Raw genomic sequence first — 14,627 nt, 5'->3', positions numbered from 1 at the left:
TTTCCTTTCTCGGGATGGCCGAAGATGCAAGTGCGCACCGCGCCGCGTGAGGTAGGCTGCGCGCATGCCTGAAAAAGAGGGGACGATTCACCTCGATCGCTACACCAGCGACGCGAAGCAGGTCGTCGCCGGCGCTCAGCAGATCGCGGACGAGCGCCAGCACGCCGAGGTCGCGCCGCTGCACCTGCTGATGAGGTTGCTCGAGCGAGACCGGGGCGTGTCCGAGGTGTTTCGTCGGGCGGGCGCCGAGCCGAACGAGGTGCTCCAGCTCGCGGAGAACGCGCTGAAGAAGCTGCCGAAGGCGGGCAGCGGGGTGGCGTACGTGAGCCCGCGCCTGCTCGATTTGCTGGGGCGCGCCGAGCGGGAGGCCACGCGGGACAAGTCGGCGAACGTGGGCATCGAGCACCTGCTCCACGCCCTCGCCCAGGAGATCCGGGGGCCCGCGGGGGAGATCCTGTCCTCGTTCGGGATCGGCCCCGGCGCGTTCCGGCCGCACCTCGGGGCGCTGGAGGCGGCCTCGCGGGAGCCGTCGCCCGCGCCGGCCGGGGCGTCGGAGCCCGGCCAGCCCGCGCCCTACACGCGGGATCTCGTCGCCGACGCCCGGGAGGGGCGGTTCGACCCCGTCATCGGGCGCGACCTCGAGGCGCGGCGCCTGCTGCAGATCCTCGAGCGGCGGTTCAAGAACCACCCGCTCATCGTCGGCGAGCCAGGGGTGGGCAAGACCGCGCTCATCCGGGGCCTCGCCGACCGGATCGCCCACGGCGACGTGCCCTCGAACCTGGCGGGTGCCCACCTCTACGAGCTCGACACCGGAGCGCTCGTCGCCGGGGCCAAGCTCCGCGGCGAGATCGAGCAGCGCCTCAAGGTGCTCGTCGATCGCCTGCGCGGCGCGCAGGACGCCGAGAGCATCCTTGTCGTGGAAGACCTCGACGCGCTCTTCGGCCAGGGGGTGCAGGGGTCGGGGGTGGGAGAGCTCCTGAAGCCGCTCCTGTCGCGCGGGGAGATCCGGATCATCGCCACCACGACGCCGGAGGGCGTGCGGAAGATCAACGATCGCGACCCCGGGATCATCCGCCGCTTCTCGACCATCACGCTCGACGCGCCGAGCATCGATCAGGCGACCGAGATCCTGCGCGGGATCGCGACGAAGTACGAGGCCCACCACCGCGTGCGGGTGGGCGAGAGCGCGATCGCCTCGGCGGTCGCGCTGGCCAAGCGGTACATCTCGGATCGCGCGCTCCCCGACACGGCCGTGGACCTGCTCGACGAGACGTCGGCGCGCAAGCGGGTGGAGGTCGACGGGGTGCCGGCGGAGCTCGACACGCTGACCCGGCGCGTCGAGGCGCTCCGCGCCCAGATCGCCGCGCTCGCGGACGACGACGACAAGCTGAGCGTCCAGACCCGCGCGCGCCTGGAGGCGGAGCTCGCGGAGATCGATCCGAAGGCGCAGGCGATGCGCACCCGCAACGCGTCGCGCCGGGGCGTCATCGCCGCGTGCCAGGCGATCCGGCGGGAGCTCGTCGCCGCGACGGACGCCCTGAAGGCCGCCCAGCGGGACAAGGCGTTCGCCAAGATCGGCGAGCTCGAGCACGTGACGATCCCCGAGATCAAGCGGCGTCTCCAGGCGGCCGAGGAGGCCGCGCAGCGCGAGGGGGTCGCGCCCACCTCGAACGTGGTCAGCGAGTCGGACGTGGCCGCCACGCTCAACGAGTGGACCGGCATCCCGGTGGCCAAGATGCTCGAGGGCGAGGCCGAGAAGCTCCTCAAGATGGAGGAGCGGCTCGCGCAGCGCGTGGTCGGGCAGGATGAGGCGGTGCGCGCGATCGCGAAGGCGGTGCGCCGCGGGCGCGTCGGCCTGCGCGATCCGGGCAAGCCGATCGGCTCGTTCCTGTTCCTCGGCCCGAGCGGCGTCGGCAAGACGGAGCTCGCGAAGGCGCTCGCGGAGTTCCTGTTCGACGACGAGCAGGCGCTCACCCGCATGGACATGAGCGAGTTCATGGAGCGCCACATGGCCCAGCGCCTGATCGGCGCGCCGCCCGGGTACGCCGACAGCGAGCAGGGCGGCTTCCTCACGGAGGCGGCGCGGCGCAGGCCGTACAGCGTGCTCCTGTTCGACGAGGTCGAGAAGGCCCACGCGGACGTGTTCAACCTGCTGCTCCAGATCCTCGACGACGGCCGGCTGACCGACGGCCGCGGGCGCACGGCCGACTTCTCGAACACGGTCGTGATCATGACGTCGAACATCGGGTCGAAGCGCGTGCTCGAGACCGACGCCAAGCTCTGGGCCACGGAGGACGGCCGCGAGGCGATCCGCGACGTGCTGCTGGAAGAGCTGCGCGGGTTCTTCCGCCCCGAGTTCCTGAACCGCGTCGACGACGTCGTCGTGTTCAAGGCGCTCAGCAAGGAGGATCTCCGGGGCATCGTCGACATCCAGCTCCGGCGCCTCGAGCGGCTGCTCACGGACAAGGAGATCCGCCTCACGCTCACGGACGCCGCGAAGGCGCGGCTCGTCGAGCTCGGCTACGAGCCGAGCCTCGGCGCGCGCCCGCTGAAGCGGGCCATCCTGCGCGAGCTCCAGAACCCGCTCGCCGAGACGATCCTGGCCGGCGGTTACAAGGCCGGGCAGACGATGCAGGTCGACGTGTCCGAGGAGAAGTTCGTCTTCACCAAGGCGTGACGCGCGGCGGATCGGCCGGTTCTCAGCGCCGCTTCCGGCTGCTCCGGCGCCTGGGCCCGGCACGTGGGTCGGGCCCGGGACGTGGGAACGCGCTCTGGCTGAGCCCGTCGACCTGAGCCCGGCGAGCGGGCAGGGGAGGCCTCCGGCGGCTCGGCCCGCGGGCGAAGATCCTGGGCCCCGGGGGCAGCGAACCACTTGCCAAGGAGCGCGAGGTCCGTATACTGCCGCTCCCTCGCTCACCGGGCACTCGGATCGAGAGCCGTTGCGCGGCGTGCGGTGAGAGATCTCGAGGGAATCGCGGTCCCCAGTTGAGGAAGACGCACCATGTACGCGGTCATCAGGACGGGCGGCAAGCAGTATCGGGTCGCCGAAGGTCAGAAGCTCCGGGTCGAGAAGCTCACCGGCAACGCGGGTGACAAGGTCACCTTCAGCGAGGTCCTCCTCGTCGGCGGAGACTCCCCCAAGATTGGCAGGCCCCTCGTGAGCGGCGCCTCCGTCGCCGCCGAGATCACCGGGCAGGACCGCGGCAAGAAGATCGTGGTCTTCAAGTTCAAGCGCCGGAAGAACTACCGTCGCAAGAACGGCCACCGCCAGCCGTACACCGAGCTCAAGATCACCGGCATCACCGCCTAGCAGGAGAAGTAGAGATGGCTCACAAAAAAGGCGGCGGCTCCTCCAGGAACGGCCGCGACTCGAACGCGCAGCGGCGCGGGGTGAAGGTCTACGCCGGGGCGCCCGTGCGCGCAGGCAACATCCTGGTCCGCCAGGTCGGCTCCTCGCTCCACGCCGGCCACAACGTCGGCACCGGCCGCGACTTCACGCTCTTCGCCCTCATCGACGGCGTCGTGAAGTACGAGTGGAAGAGCAACACCAAGAAGCAGGTGTCGGTCTACCCGGCTTCCTGAGCCCTGTTCACGCGGGTGAGCCCTCGATCAGGGCCACCCGCTGGACCAAGTCGCGCTCCCGACCTATCCAAGCGCGGTGACCACGTACAAGCTCTTCGCCATCGACGTCGACGGGACCCTGGTCCGTCGAGATGGCTCGATCCACGACGAAGACCTCCTCGCCATCGCTCGGCTGCAGGCCGCCGGCGTTCCGGTCTCCATCGCGACCGGCCGCCTGTACTCGGGGACGCGCGACGTCGCGCGGCGGGTCGGTGTGATCGGTCCCATCGCGTGCGTCGACGGCAGCCACATCGTGCACACCGATGGGGACGCGCACCTCTACTCGCGCACGATCTCCGGCAACGAGGCTGCCCTCCTGCGCTCGATCACCGAGCGGCACGCGACGGCGTGTTTCCTCTTCGCGCAGGACAGCATCGTCCACGACGCGTCCGGCACGCCGCATGTCCACTACGTCCGGGGCTGGTCGCACGCCATCGCCGAGGTCGAGCGCGTCTCGTCGCACCCGTACTGGGAGCACGATCACGGCCTGCTCGCGCTGGTGGCGGTCGGGACCGAGCCGCAGATCGCGGCCGCGGTCGAGGAGATCCGGTCCGAGCTCGGCCAGGCCGCCTCGGTCGTGTCGTTTCCCTTCATGAACGACGGCCGCACGAACGTCTTCGCGATGATGGTCCGCGCCGCGGGGTCGACGAAGGGGACGGCGATCACGTGGCTCGCGGAGCACTACGGCTGCACGCCGTCCGACGTGGTCGTCGTGGGCGACTGGCTCAACGACGTGCCGATGTTCGAGGTCGCAGGTCGCTCCTTCGTCATGGGCCAGGCGCCCGAGAACGTGAAGCAGGCCGCGACAGACCGCCTCGAGGCCGACGGCCTGCGGGGCGGCGGGATCGCCGAGGCGATCTACCGCGCCTTCGGCCGCTGAGCGCCTCCGGTCGCCGAACGCGCCGCTGTCGCCGAACGCGCGCGCTGAACGTGCTCGGGTTGCTGAGCGCCTGGACGCGTCGTGCGGGGCAGCGCGGCTGCTCGCTCAGCGCCGGGCGCGTTTCACGGACCAGCTAGGGAGGGGAACGTAGGGAGGGGGAACGTACGATCGCCGGCGATGGCGCCGGCGGGCATGCGGGAGCGCTGCGGAGAGCGCTCCCGGTGCGCGTCTCGATCAGGCCTTGCGCTGCGCGGGCTGGGCCGCGGCGGCGAGCTGCTGCTGCTGCTGCTGCAGGTACTGCGCGACGGCGCGCGAACGCTCGATGGCGAACTGCTTGACCTCCTTGTTCGGAGAGCCAGCGAGCGCGTTCAAGAGCTTCGTCACCTTCTCGAGCTGGCGCGACTGGAAGAGCGCCTCGAAGTAGTTGTTGGCCAGGCGCACGTCGCGGCTCATCTTCGCCTCGTGCGGCTGGAGCAGGCGGACCACCGCCTCGAGGTCGTTCTTCTGCCCGTACAGCGCCGACAGGCAGAGCAGCGCCAGCGGGTCGTCCGGGTTGTGGTCGACGGCCTTCTTCGCGTACTCGACGGCCTTGTCGCGCGTCTCCTCGTTGGCCGCGTAGAAGCCCTGGATCGCGATGTACGGCGCCGCCGTCTTCTTGTCGGCCGAGAACTTCTCGATCTCGGCGACCGCGCTCGCCTCGTCGCCGCGCTGCTTCAGGTACTGGAAGAGGTAGGCCCACGCGTCGATACACCCCGCGTCGATCGCGATCGCCTTCTCGATGAACTCGCGCTCCTTCGCGTCGTCCTTGCGCGCCTGGTAGAGCTTCGCGAGGTGCAGCGAGGGGTAGGGGTTGTCCTTGAGGAGGTTCTGCGCCCCCTTCAGCGTCCCCTCGGCCTTGTCGTGTTTGTCCTGCGAGAGCTGCGCGATGCCGAGCGCGAGCCAGTCGTCGCCCGTGCCGCCCTTCGCCACCACCTTCGAGAGCACCTGCTCCGCGCGCTGCAGCCGGTTGTGCTTGAGGAGCTCCTGCGCGTAGATGCGCCCGCGGTTCAGGTCGTCAGGCTGCTCGGTCCAGTGCTTCTCGAGGCCGGCGAGCAGGTCCTCCAGGCCGATCGCGATCGGGCGCCCCTGGTCGTCCTGCACCTGCACGGCAGGCCCATTGAAGCCGAGCAGCTGCCACATCTGATCGACGGTCACCGCCGTGGGGCCCTTCTCGAGCAGGCCCTTCAGCTCGTCCGTCGGCTTGTTCATCGGGATGACGATGAGCGCGTTCCCCGGAACCCCGTTCGGAAACGCGCTCACGGGCGCGACGATCGCCGCCCCTCCGCTGATATTGAGCCCAGCCGCCTGCTGCTGTCCGTTGGTCGTCATCGTCGATGCTCCGAGATCTCGCCCCCACGCGCGCCGAGGGGCAGGAATCGCCCAGCCTCGCCCCGGTACCCTGCGCGCCTGAATGGGGGCCGTCGTTCGAGTAGAGGGGGCGCGAACGCTAGCAGGGGGCGTCCACCCGGGCAACGGGGGAGCTCTCAGCGCGCGCGCCCTGGTCAGCCCGGCTGCGCCGGCGCCGGACGCGCTCCACGAGAGCCGCGCCGCTTCTCCTGCCCGCGTAGCCGTTCCCCGCGCGGCCGTCCCCGCGGCCGCGGCGCTTGGCGCGCCCTCGCTCGTGGGATCGCCGCCGTTGCCCTTGTGCTCGTCGTCCTCGTCGCTCTTGCCGTCACGGACGCCCATGTCGCTCGCCCTCTCCGGCGCCGTCCTAGTCGAGTCGCGGCCCGGCGGCGAGTGCCGGCGTGGGCTCGCGCAGCGGCCCGACGGCGGGCGTCGCTCTGGCGCCCGCCGCGGCGCGCAACCGCTCCGCGAGGTGGGTGCGGCGCTCCTCCCTGCGGGTCTCCGCCAGCGCCAGCGACACCGCCCGCGGATCCGCGACGAGCACCACGAGCCGCTTGCCGCGCGTGACCGCCGTGTAGATGAGGTTCCGCGAGAGCATGACGAAATGCTGGGTGAGGATCGGCACGATCACGGCCGGATACTCGCTGCCCTGGCTCTTGTGGATGCTCGTCGCGTACGCGAGCGTCAGCTCGTCGAGCTCCGCTTCCTCGTAGCCGACCTCGCGATCGTCGAAGCGCACCATGAGCTTCCGCTCCTCGGCGTTCACGTCGATGACGAAGCCGACGTCGCCGTTGTAGACCTCGCGATCGTAGTCGTTGCGGAGCTGCATCACCTTGTCGCCGAGCCGCAGCGTGCGCGCGCCGCGCGTCACGCTCGGGCCCTCGGGGTTCAGCGCCGCCTGGAGGCGCGCGTTCAGCGCGATCGCCCCCGCCTCGCCCTTGTGCATCGGCGTCAGCACCTGGACGTCGCGCCGCGGATCCAGCCCGAACCCCTTGGCGACGCGCTCGGTGACGAGGTGGAGGATCAGATCCGCGGCCGCCTCGGCCTCGGTCCGCTCGATCACGTAAAACTCGCCGCCGGGCCCGCGCGCGCCCTCCGGCGGCTCGCCGTCGTGGATGCGGTGCGCGTTCCGGACGATGAGGCTGCCCTCGGCCTGCCGGAAGATCTGCGTGAGGCGCACCGTGGGCACCTCGCCCGAGGCGATCACGTCCCGCAGCACCGCGCCCGGGCCGACCGACGGGAGCTGATCCACGTCGCCCACCAGGACGAGCCGCGCCGCGTCGGCCGTGGCCTGGAGGAGCGCGTCGGCGAGCGCGAGGTCGAGCATCGACGCCTCGTCGACCACGATCGCGCTCGCCTCGATCGGCCGGCCCCGCTGGCGCCCGAACTTGCGCTGCTTCGGGTCGAACTCGAGCAGCCGGTGGAGGGTGACGGCCTCGCGCCCCGTCGCCTCGCTCATCCGCTTGGCGGCGCGGCCGGTCGGCGCCGCGAGCCGCACGGGCAGCCGCGCGCGGTCGAAGAGCGCGAGGATGGCGCGGACGATGGTCGTCTTGCCCACGCCCGGGCCGCCGGTGATGACCAACACCTTGTTCCGCGCCGCCTGCTCCACGGCGGCCCGCTGCGCGGGCGCCAGCGAGACCTTCGTCTTCGCCTCGAACGCCTCGATCGCCGCGCCGACGCCCTCCGCGAGGCGCGCGTCGCCCGCGCCCGCGTCCTCGCCGCCCCCGAGCAGCGCGCGCATCCGGCGCGCGAGCCGCACCTCGGCCTCGTAGAGGTCCTTCGGGTAGACGGCGACCCCGCCGGTCGACAGCTGCTCGAGCCGCACGTGGCCGCTCGCCGCGAGCGCGTCGATGGCGCTGTCGACCTCGGCGGCGTCGCGCTCGAGCATCGTCGCGGCGAGCTCGGCGAGCTCCGGCCGCTCCGCGAGCGTGTGCCCGCGCGTGGACAGATCGACGAGCGTCTGCAGCACGCCCGCCTGCGCCCGCTCCGGCGAGTCGGCCCGGACGCCGATCGAGCGCGCGATCCGGTCGGCCGTCTTGAACCCGATGCCCCACACGTCGAGCGCGAGCCGGTAAGGCGAGCGGGAGACGATGTCGATCGCGTTGGGGCCGAACCGCTTGTAGATGCGGCTCGCCAGCGCCGGGGACGCGCCGTGCGCCTGGAGGAAGATCATGATGGCGCCGATCGCCCGCTGCGACGCCCACGCCTTCGCGACCGCCTGCGCCCGCCGGTGGCCGAGCCCCGGGACCTCGGCGAGCCGCTCCGGCGAGCGGTCGAGGATGTCCAGCGTCTCGGCGCCGAACGCCTCCACGATCCGCTTCGCGTACGCGGGGCCGATCCCCTGCACCATGCCGGACCCGAGGTAACGCTCGAGCCCCTCGAGCGTGGAGGGGGCGATCGGCAGCAGCGTCTCGACCTTGAGCTGCTCGCCGTGCTTCGGATCGCGCCCGTAGCGCCCCGTCGCGCGCACGCGGGTGCCAGGGCCGACCTGCGGGAACACCCCGACCCAGACCTCGGGCGCGGCGCCGGCCGCGACCTCCACCCGCAGCACCCGGAAGCCGCTCGCCTCGTTCTCGTAGGTGACCCGGACGACCTCTCCCTCCACGGTCACGGATCCGTCGCCGGCCACCTCCCTCGCCGAGAAGAGCTTCTGCTGGCCCGCGCCGGCCGCGGCGTGCCGCTCGCCGGACGGCGCAGGCCGCTCGCCAGGCGGCGCAGGCCGCTCGCCGCGGTCGTGCGGCTGCGGCGCGCCGTTCGGCGCCAGCGCGGCTGCGCCCGGGGCCCCGACGCCTCCCGAGGGTGCCCGCTCGGGGCCGCCGCTCCGCTGGGACCGTTGCACGAGGGGAGCATGTAGCCGTAGGCGCGCCGGCGGCAACGCCCTCGTGCGCGGCGGGTCGTGATAGTCCTCGGCGGTGCCGGAGCTCCCGGAGGTCGAGCACGCCGCCGCGTCCCTGCGCCGCTTCCTCACGGGCGACGCGATCACGTCCGCCGAGGGCGACCGGACGCGCGTGTTCCGCGGATCGAGCCCCGACGTCTTCGCGCGCGAGCTCCCGGGCCGCACGCTCGAGCGCCTCGCGCGCTTCGGCAAGTACCTCGTGCTGGAGCTCGACGCCGGCGTGGTGCTGCTCAGCCACCTCGGCATGTCCGGCAAGTGGGTGCGCCGCGCGCCGGGAGAGCCCGCGCCGGGGCACAGCCGCGCGCGCCTGCGGCTCGCCTCGGGCAGCGTCCTCCACTACAGCGATCCGCGGCTCCTCGGGCGCCTCGCGGTGCTGCGCGGGGTCCTGCCGCGCGACATCCCCGAGATCGCCGCGCTCGGCCCCGATCCGCTGCGCGACGGCATCGACGTCCCCGCCTTGACGCAACGCGCGCGGGCGAGCGCGCGCCCCGTGAAGGTGATCCTCATGGACCAGGCGGTGATCGCCGGCCTCGGCAACATCCAGGTGACCGAGGCGCTCTTCCGAGCGGGCGTGCACCCATCGCGGCCGGGCTGCTCCCTCTCGCGCGCGGAGGTGGCCGCGATCGCGGCGGGCATCGAGGCGTCGATCGCGCACACGATCGCGGCGCTCGGCGCGGGGGAGATCGCCTACCTGTCCGAGTCGAGCGCGACGCCGAACCCGTTCCAGGTCTACGCACGCGCGGGCGAGGCGTGCCCGCGTTGCCGCGTTGCGCTGGAGCGGCGCACCATCGGCGGGAGGACCAGCGTCTTCTGCCCGCGCTGCCAGCCGGAGCGCCGCCGCGCGCGGCCGCGCAGGGCGCCGCAGCGCTGAACACACGTCGCGTGGAGGGCGCGGTGCGAGGCGGAGCCGCGGTTGGCGCGACTTCGGCGTGTCGCTATAGTGGCGCCGCGATGGGGCGCAGCACCTTGGTTTCCGTCCTCTGCGCCCTCGGCATCGCGGGCTGCGCCGGGAGGGCGCCGGAGGCGGCGCGGTCCCGAGAGAGCCTGCTGCGCGTGGCCGCCGCGGTGTCGGCGGAGCCGGGCCATGGCGCGCCGGCCGCCGCCCCCGGGGCCGCCGCGGAGGAGGCCGCGGCCGCGGAGGAGGCCGAGGCGCACGACGACGGCGGGGAGGTCGACGACGACTTCGAGCCGCCGGCGGAGCCGGGCGTCGGCGCGGTGGTGCACTCGCCGCTCGCGTCGATGACGGAGGCCCAGATCGAGGAGCTTCTCGCGAAGGACCCGGCGGCGCTCGGGCCGATGTCGCTCGGCCCGACCAACGCGGGCGCGCTGCTCAACGGGGTCCGGATGCCCGAGGACCCCCGGTGGGAGCTCGTCGACCCGAACCACGCCTGGGGCACGCGCGAGACGGTCGAGTCGCTCGAGCGCGCGATCGCGGAGGTGCACCGGCAGCACCCGGGGAGCCCGAAGCTCTACATCGGGCACATCAGCGCCCGGAGCGGCGGCCGGCTCTCCCCGCACAAGAGCCACCAGGCCGGGCGCGACGTCGACATCAGCTACTTCCTCGACGCGCGGCACCGCTGGTACCAGCGCGCCACGGCCGCCAACCTCGATCGGGAGCGCACCTGGGCCTTCGTCCGCGCGCTCATCACCGAGACCGACGTGGAGCTCATCCTCATCGACTCCAGCGTGCAGCGGCTGCTCAAGGAGCACGCGCTCAAGATCGGCGAGGACAAGGACTGGCTGGACGAGGTGTTCCAGTTCGGGTCGAGGAAGCCGCGCCCGCTCATCCGCCACGCCCGGGGGCACGCGAACCACATCCACATCCGGTTCTACAGCCCGGTCGCGCAGGAGTCGGCCGTGCGCGCGTACCCGCTGCTCGTGAAGCGCGGGGCGATCAAGCCGACGACGTACTACGTGCGCCACACGGCGAAGAAGGGGCAGACCCTCGGCTCGCTGGCGCGGCAGTACGGCACCACCGTGGAGGCGATCAAGCGGGCCAACGGGCTGCGTTCGACGGCCATCCAGGCGAAGCGCGTCTACAACATCCCCCGGGCGGGGGGCGGCCCCGCCGCGCCGCCGCCCAAGCACGTCACGGTGCCGCCGCGGCGGCTGCCGCCCCCCAGGGCGGCGGAACCGCCGCTGCCCGAGCGCCGCGACGACGTCGGTCCGGCGCTGGGCGGCTGAGCCGCTCAGTGCTTCACGTCGACGACGAGCCTCGCGGGCTTGCTCAGCTCGAGGACGCGGTAGCGGTTCGGCGACGAGACCCCGAGCACCCAGGTCACGTCGGCCTCGAAGTCGCACGTGCGCTCGAGCTCCTGGATCACGCCGAGCGAGAGCTTCCGCTCGCGGAACGGGATCGTCGGCTTGCCCGCGTCCGTGTGCGCGGCGGCGGGGGTGATGCGCACGCTGAGCCAGCCGTCGCCGGCGAGCTCCACCACGTCGCCCGAGCCGCACTGCCGCACCGGCTTGTCGATGTACTCGATGTGATAGCCAGGGACGGCGTCCCCCTCGAACTCGAAGACGACCCGGTCGTAGCGCTCGTGCCGGGCCGCGCGCACGTCGCGCAGGACCGCCACCTGCGCGCCGGGGCGCGGCTTGTCGGTGTCGCCCGCGGTGCCCTCGAACGCGTCCTCGTCCGCGGGATCGCCCCGCTTGGGGGGCCGCGGCGTGGGCGGCTCGTCGTCGACCGCCGGCTCGGCGGAGGCGCGTGTGTCGATCGGCGTGACGTGCGGGACAGGCTGAGCAGGCTCGCTGCCGGCGCCGCCGCGGCACCCCGCGGCGAGCGACGCGGTCGCGGCTGCGAGCAGCAGGGTCGCGGTCCTCATGAGGGCCCTTCATGGCGCCACGGAGGTCGCTCGTCCACTCCGGCGAGCGCCGGTTCCGGCGAGCGTCGGTGAGCGGCGGCGCCCCCGGCCGGGCGGCGCGCGGCCGCGCGGGTCAGCGCGCCGCCGCCCGCGCCTGGGCCAGGATCTCCTCGAGCCGGGGCACGATCTCGTCCACCGCCCGCGCGCCCTTCACCGAGCCCTCGATCCGCAGCGGCGTGCCGCGGCCGTCCTCGCCGGGCACGACGAAGAGCGGGATCATCTTCGACGCGTAGCCGGCCGCGGCGAGCCGATCCCGGTCGCGATCGAGGTCGAACTCGAGCAGGCGCAGCGCCGGGAAGGTCGCGTCGAGCCGGCCCGCCTTCACGGCGTCGTGGAACCTCGTGCACGGCTCGCACCACGACGCGCCCACGTAGACGACGAGCTCGCGGCCCTCCCGCCGGGCGCGCTCCCGCGCCTCCTGCACCAGGGCCGGGACCTCCGCCGCGCCCTCCGGGGCGAGCTCGATCTCGGCCCGCGACGACCCCGACCGGGAGGCGTCGCCCCTCGAGCAGCCCGAGAGCGCCGAAAGGAAAAGGACCACCGCGATTTTCCCCACACCCCAGCGCCGGCCATGACCGCTCACGTCGTCGTCTCCTCCCCGCGGCGCGCTTCCCGGGCCGCGGCGCTCATGGACGTACCCTGCGGAGCGCCTCAGGGCAGCACGAGCTTGATCGAGAAGACGTAGTCGACGTTGACGGGCCGGCCCTGGAACGTGATCGGCCGGTAGCGGCTCGCCGCGAGCGCCGAGAGGACCGCCTCGTCCAAGTGCGGGAGACCCTTGATGATCCGGCACCCCTTGAGGCGGCCGGCCGTGGTCACCACACACTTCGCGATGGCCGTCCCCTCGACGCGGGCCTGCCGCGCCTCCCGGGTGTAGGTCACCGTGGGCGCCGAGATCGGCACGGGGCGCGTCATCCCGCTCTGGAACGGCAGGATCTCGGGCGCGGTCGCCGCCGGCGCCGCCGCGGCCGGCGCAGCCGGAAGCGGCGCGGGCGCGCCCGGGGGAGGCTCCGGCGGTCCGGCGGCGACCGGCTCCGCGGCGACTGGCCCCGCGGCGACTGGCCCCGCGGGCGGCGGCGCCTCGGCCGGCGGCGCGTGATCCGGGGCGGGCGCGCCGGCGGGACCCGGCTCCCTCGGAGACGGGAGCGCCGGCGCGCCCGCGAAGGCCGCCTGGAGCTCCACGGAGGCGGTCTCGTCGCCGGGGCGCACGACCAGCGTGGCCGGCCTGTAGCCGGATTTGGTCAGCTGGAGCTGGTACTCCGCCGTGCTCCCGGCGCCTTGCAGCACGAGCCGGCACGGCGTCGCCAGGCAGACCTCCGTCCCGCGGTCGGAGACGCGGGCGCCGGGCGGCGCGCTCTCGATCCGCACGATCCTGAACTCCGCCGCCGGGCCGGGCTCCCTGCCGGCCGACGTCTCGGCCGGGACGGCGATCGGCACGACCGCGGGCTGGAGCGCCGCGGGAGCGCTCGCGGCGTCCGGCGCACGCCCGCCGAACGCGAGCACGAGCGCCCCGCCGACGGCCGCCGCGACGATCGCCACGAGGGAGAGGGACAGCGACCGGTGACGAGCAGGGACGACAGGGCCGCTGAACGTCGGGGGAGCCTGGGGCGGAGAGAGCGAGTCGAGCGGCGGCCTCGAGATGGCCCGCACGCCGAGATCGAGCGGCGGCGGCGAGACGGCGGAGATGCGCGGCCCCGAGACCGACGGCGCCGGCGGCAGCGTGGCCCCGGGCTGCGACGCGGGCAGGCGGTCGGGCGCGGACGCCCGCGACATCAGATCGACCGGCTCGCCCGCCGCGCTCTTCAGCGCGAGCAGGCACTCCTTCATCGACTGGAAGCGCCGGTCCGGGCTCTTCTCGAGACACCGCATGACGATGGCCTCCATCGCCGGCGACACGAGCGCGCCTTGCGCGCGCGCCGCGAGCGGGGGCGGCGGCTCGCTGACGTGGGCCATCAGGGTCGCCGTGGGCACCTTCTTGTCGAACGGCACCTTGCCGCAGAGCATCTCGTAGAGCAGGACGCCCAGCGAGTAGATGTCTGCGCGCGGCGAGAGCTCGTTGCACATCGCCTGCTCTGGCGCGGTGTACTTGGGAGACCCGATGAACAGGCCCTTCTGGGTCAGCTCCTCCTCCAGCCCGGAGACGTCCTTGACGAGGCCGAAGTCGAGCACCTTCACGAAGTCCTTCTCGTCGCCCTGATCGACGAGCAGCACATTGCTCGGCTTGAGATCCCGGTGCACGAGCCCGAGGCCGTGCGCCTCGGCGAGCGCGCGGCAGATCTGCCGCGCGATCCGGCTCGCGCGCGCCTCCGGGAGCGGCGCCTCGTCGTGGAGCACACGGTGGAGCGTGCGCCCGGCGATGTACTCCATCGCGATGAAGTAGATCCCGCGTTGATCGTCCCTGCCGTAATCGAACACGGTGACGGAGTTCGGGTGGGTGAGCCTCGCCGCGGTGGCGGCCTCGCGCGAGAAGCGGCGGAAGAACTCCGGATCCTGCTCGCGGCGCTCATCGGGGCAGAGGAGCTTGAGGGCGCAGAGCCGCCCCAGCGCAGACTGCTCTGCCCGGTAGACCCTGCCCATACCCCCGCGCGCGATCAGCGACACGATCCGATATCGGCCTGCGATCGTCGCGTTGATAAGCGGGTCATGACCGCCGCCCCTGGCCGCACCCATGGATCTCACTATACGCACGACGACGGGCGCACCGCTACTCCGACTCTGACGTTCCGGCGCCCGAAGCTCGGTTCCGTCCTCCCGGCCCGCGTCGGGCTCGTGCTGCGCTGGCGGCCATTCCGTGACCCTCTGCATCTCCTCGATTCAAGCTTGGTTGAACCCTGGATCGGGGCGGTTAAGGAGAGAGCGCCGACATATTGCGATCGGGTTTCGCGCCGGGGCGAGGCGCCGTCCCGCGCGCGGGACTGCCGGCATGGTGGCGCAGGCCGGCGGCCCCGAGGCGGACACCCCAGGGGCGGGGTATCGCCGCGGA

The 14,627-nt window shown here is 73.0% G+C and carries 11 protein-coding genes; 6 read left to right on the top strand and 5 right to left on the bottom strand.

Features of this window, described 5'->3' with window-relative positions:
- Window positions 1-64: 64 nt before the first annotated feature.
- The 4 genes from WMF43_RS43950 to WMF43_RS43935 all read left to right on the top strand — a co-directional run bounded on the left by WMF43_RS43950 (window position 65) and on the right by WMF43_RS43935 (window position 4,501).
- On the top strand, window positions 65-2,677 hold the full coding sequence (locus WMF43_RS43950; RefSeq protein ID WP_437674274.1) for an ATP-dependent Clp protease ATP-binding subunit: 2,613 nt from the start codon (window positions 65-67) through the stop codon (window positions 2,675-2,677).
- Between the two features lie 324 nt (window positions 2,678-3,001).
- Window positions 3,002-3,310: a 50S ribosomal protein L21 gene (rplU, locus tag WMF43_RS43945; RefSeq protein WP_437674273.1), complete on the top strand. Its 309-nt coding sequence runs from the start codon at window positions 3,002-3,004 to the stop codon at window positions 3,308-3,310.
- 14 nt (window positions 3,311-3,324) lie between these two features.
- Window positions 3,325-3,582 carry a 50S ribosomal protein L27 gene (rpmA, locus tag WMF43_RS43940; RefSeq protein WP_104985796.1) on the top strand — a complete coding sequence of 86 codons (258 nt, stop codon included), beginning with the start codon at window positions 3,325-3,327 and terminating at the stop codon, window positions 3,580-3,582.
- A gap of 76 nt (window positions 3,583-3,658) precedes the next feature.
- The gene (locus tag WMF43_RS43935; protein WP_437674270.1) at window positions 3,659-4,501 is read left to right on the top strand and encodes an HAD-IIB family hydrolase; all 843 of its coding nucleotides are present in this window, start codon (window positions 3,659-3,661) and stop codon (window positions 4,499-4,501) included.
- A 234-nt stretch (window positions 4,502-4,735) separates the two neighbouring features.
- On the opposite strand, the gene WMF43_RS43930 is transcribed toward WMF43_RS43935, so the two are convergent.
- Together WMF43_RS43930 and recD2 are read right to left on the bottom strand one after the other, a co-directional pair.
- Window positions 4,736-5,869 (bottom strand): tetratricopeptide repeat protein, encoded by a 1,134-nt coding sequence (locus WMF43_RS43930; protein ID WP_437674269.1) that lies wholly within the window; start codon window positions 5,867-5,869, stop codon window positions 4,736-4,738.
- 382 nt (window positions 5,870-6,251) lie between these two features.
- Complete coding sequence (recD2, locus tag WMF43_RS43925; RefSeq protein ID WP_437674267.1) at window positions 6,252-8,723, bottom strand: SF1B family DNA helicase RecD2; 2,472 nt, start codon at window positions 8,721-8,723, stop codon at window positions 6,252-6,254.
- Window positions 8,724-8,796: 73 nt separating this feature from the next.
- Between recD2 and mutM the strand changes: the two genes are divergently transcribed.
- Together mutM and WMF43_RS43915 are read left to right on the top strand one after the other, a co-directional pair.
- Complete coding sequence (gene mutM / locus WMF43_RS43920; protein ID WP_437674265.1) at window positions 8,797-9,651, top strand: bifunctional DNA-formamidopyrimidine glycosylase/DNA-(apurinic or apyrimidinic site) lyase; 855 nt, start codon at window positions 8,797-8,799, stop codon at window positions 9,649-9,651.
- Between the two features lie 95 nt (window positions 9,652-9,746).
- Window positions 9,747-10,964, top strand: coding sequence for a LysM peptidoglycan-binding domain-containing protein (locus WMF43_RS43915; RefSeq protein ID WP_437674264.1), 1,218 nt, complete (start codon window positions 9,747-9,749; stop codon window positions 10,962-10,964).
- A 5-nt stretch (window positions 10,965-10,969) separates the two neighbouring features.
- Here the strand turns inward: WMF43_RS43915 and WMF43_RS43910 are convergent, their stop codons facing one another.
- The 3 genes from WMF43_RS43910 to WMF43_RS43900 all read right to left on the bottom strand — a co-directional run bounded on the left by WMF43_RS43910 (window position 10,970) and on the right by WMF43_RS43900 (window position 14,314).
- Window positions 10,970-11,605: an AMIN-like domain-containing (lipo)protein gene (locus tag WMF43_RS43910; RefSeq protein WP_437674262.1), complete on the bottom strand. Its 636-nt coding sequence runs from the start codon at window positions 11,603-11,605 to the stop codon at window positions 10,970-10,972.
- 112 nt (window positions 11,606-11,717) lie between these two features.
- Window positions 11,718-12,227 (bottom strand): TlpA family protein disulfide reductase, encoded by a 510-nt coding sequence (locus WMF43_RS43905; RefSeq protein WP_437674260.1) that lies wholly within the window; start codon window positions 12,225-12,227, stop codon window positions 11,718-11,720.
- Window positions 12,228-12,295: 68 nt separating this feature from the next.
- Complete coding sequence (locus tag WMF43_RS43900) at window positions 12,296-14,314, bottom strand: TonB family protein (RefSeq protein ID WP_437674258.1); 2,019 nt, start codon at window positions 14,312-14,314, stop codon at window positions 12,296-12,298.
- Between the last annotated feature and the right edge of the window lie 313 nt (window positions 14,315-14,627).

Source organism: Sorangium sp. So ce131 (assembly GCF_051519095.1).
Taxonomy (GTDB): Bacteria; Myxococcota_A; Polyangia; order Polyangiales; family Polyangiaceae; genus Sorangium.
This window is presented reverse-complemented; position numbering and strand designations above follow the sequence as displayed.

What these genes read in the sequence shown, in the direction of transcription:
- WMF43_RS43900 (WP_437674258.1), bottom strand. Translation starts at nt 14,314, where the DNA reads ATGGGTGCGGCCAGGGGCGGCGGTCATGACCCGCTTATCAACGCGACG.
- WMF43_RS43910 (WP_437674262.1), bottom strand. Translation starts at nt 11,605, where the DNA reads ATGAGGACCGCGACCCTGCTGCTCGCAGCCGCGACCGCGTCGCTCGCC.
- WMF43_RS43950 (WP_437674274.1), top strand. Translation starts at nt 65, where the DNA reads ATGCCTGAAAAAGAGGGGACGATTCACCTCGATCGCTACACCAGCGAC.
- WMF43_RS43930 (WP_437674269.1), bottom strand. Translation starts at nt 5,869, where the DNA reads ATGACGACCAACGGACAGCAGCAGGCGGCTGGGCTCAATATCAGCGGA.
- rplU (WP_437674273.1), top strand. Translation starts at nt 3,002, where the DNA reads ATGTACGCGGTCATCAGGACGGGCGGCAAGCAGTATCGGGTCGCCGAA.
- rpmA (WP_104985796.1), top strand. Translation starts at nt 3,325, where the DNA reads ATGGCTCACAAAAAAGGCGGCGGCTCCTCCAGGAACGGCCGCGACTCG.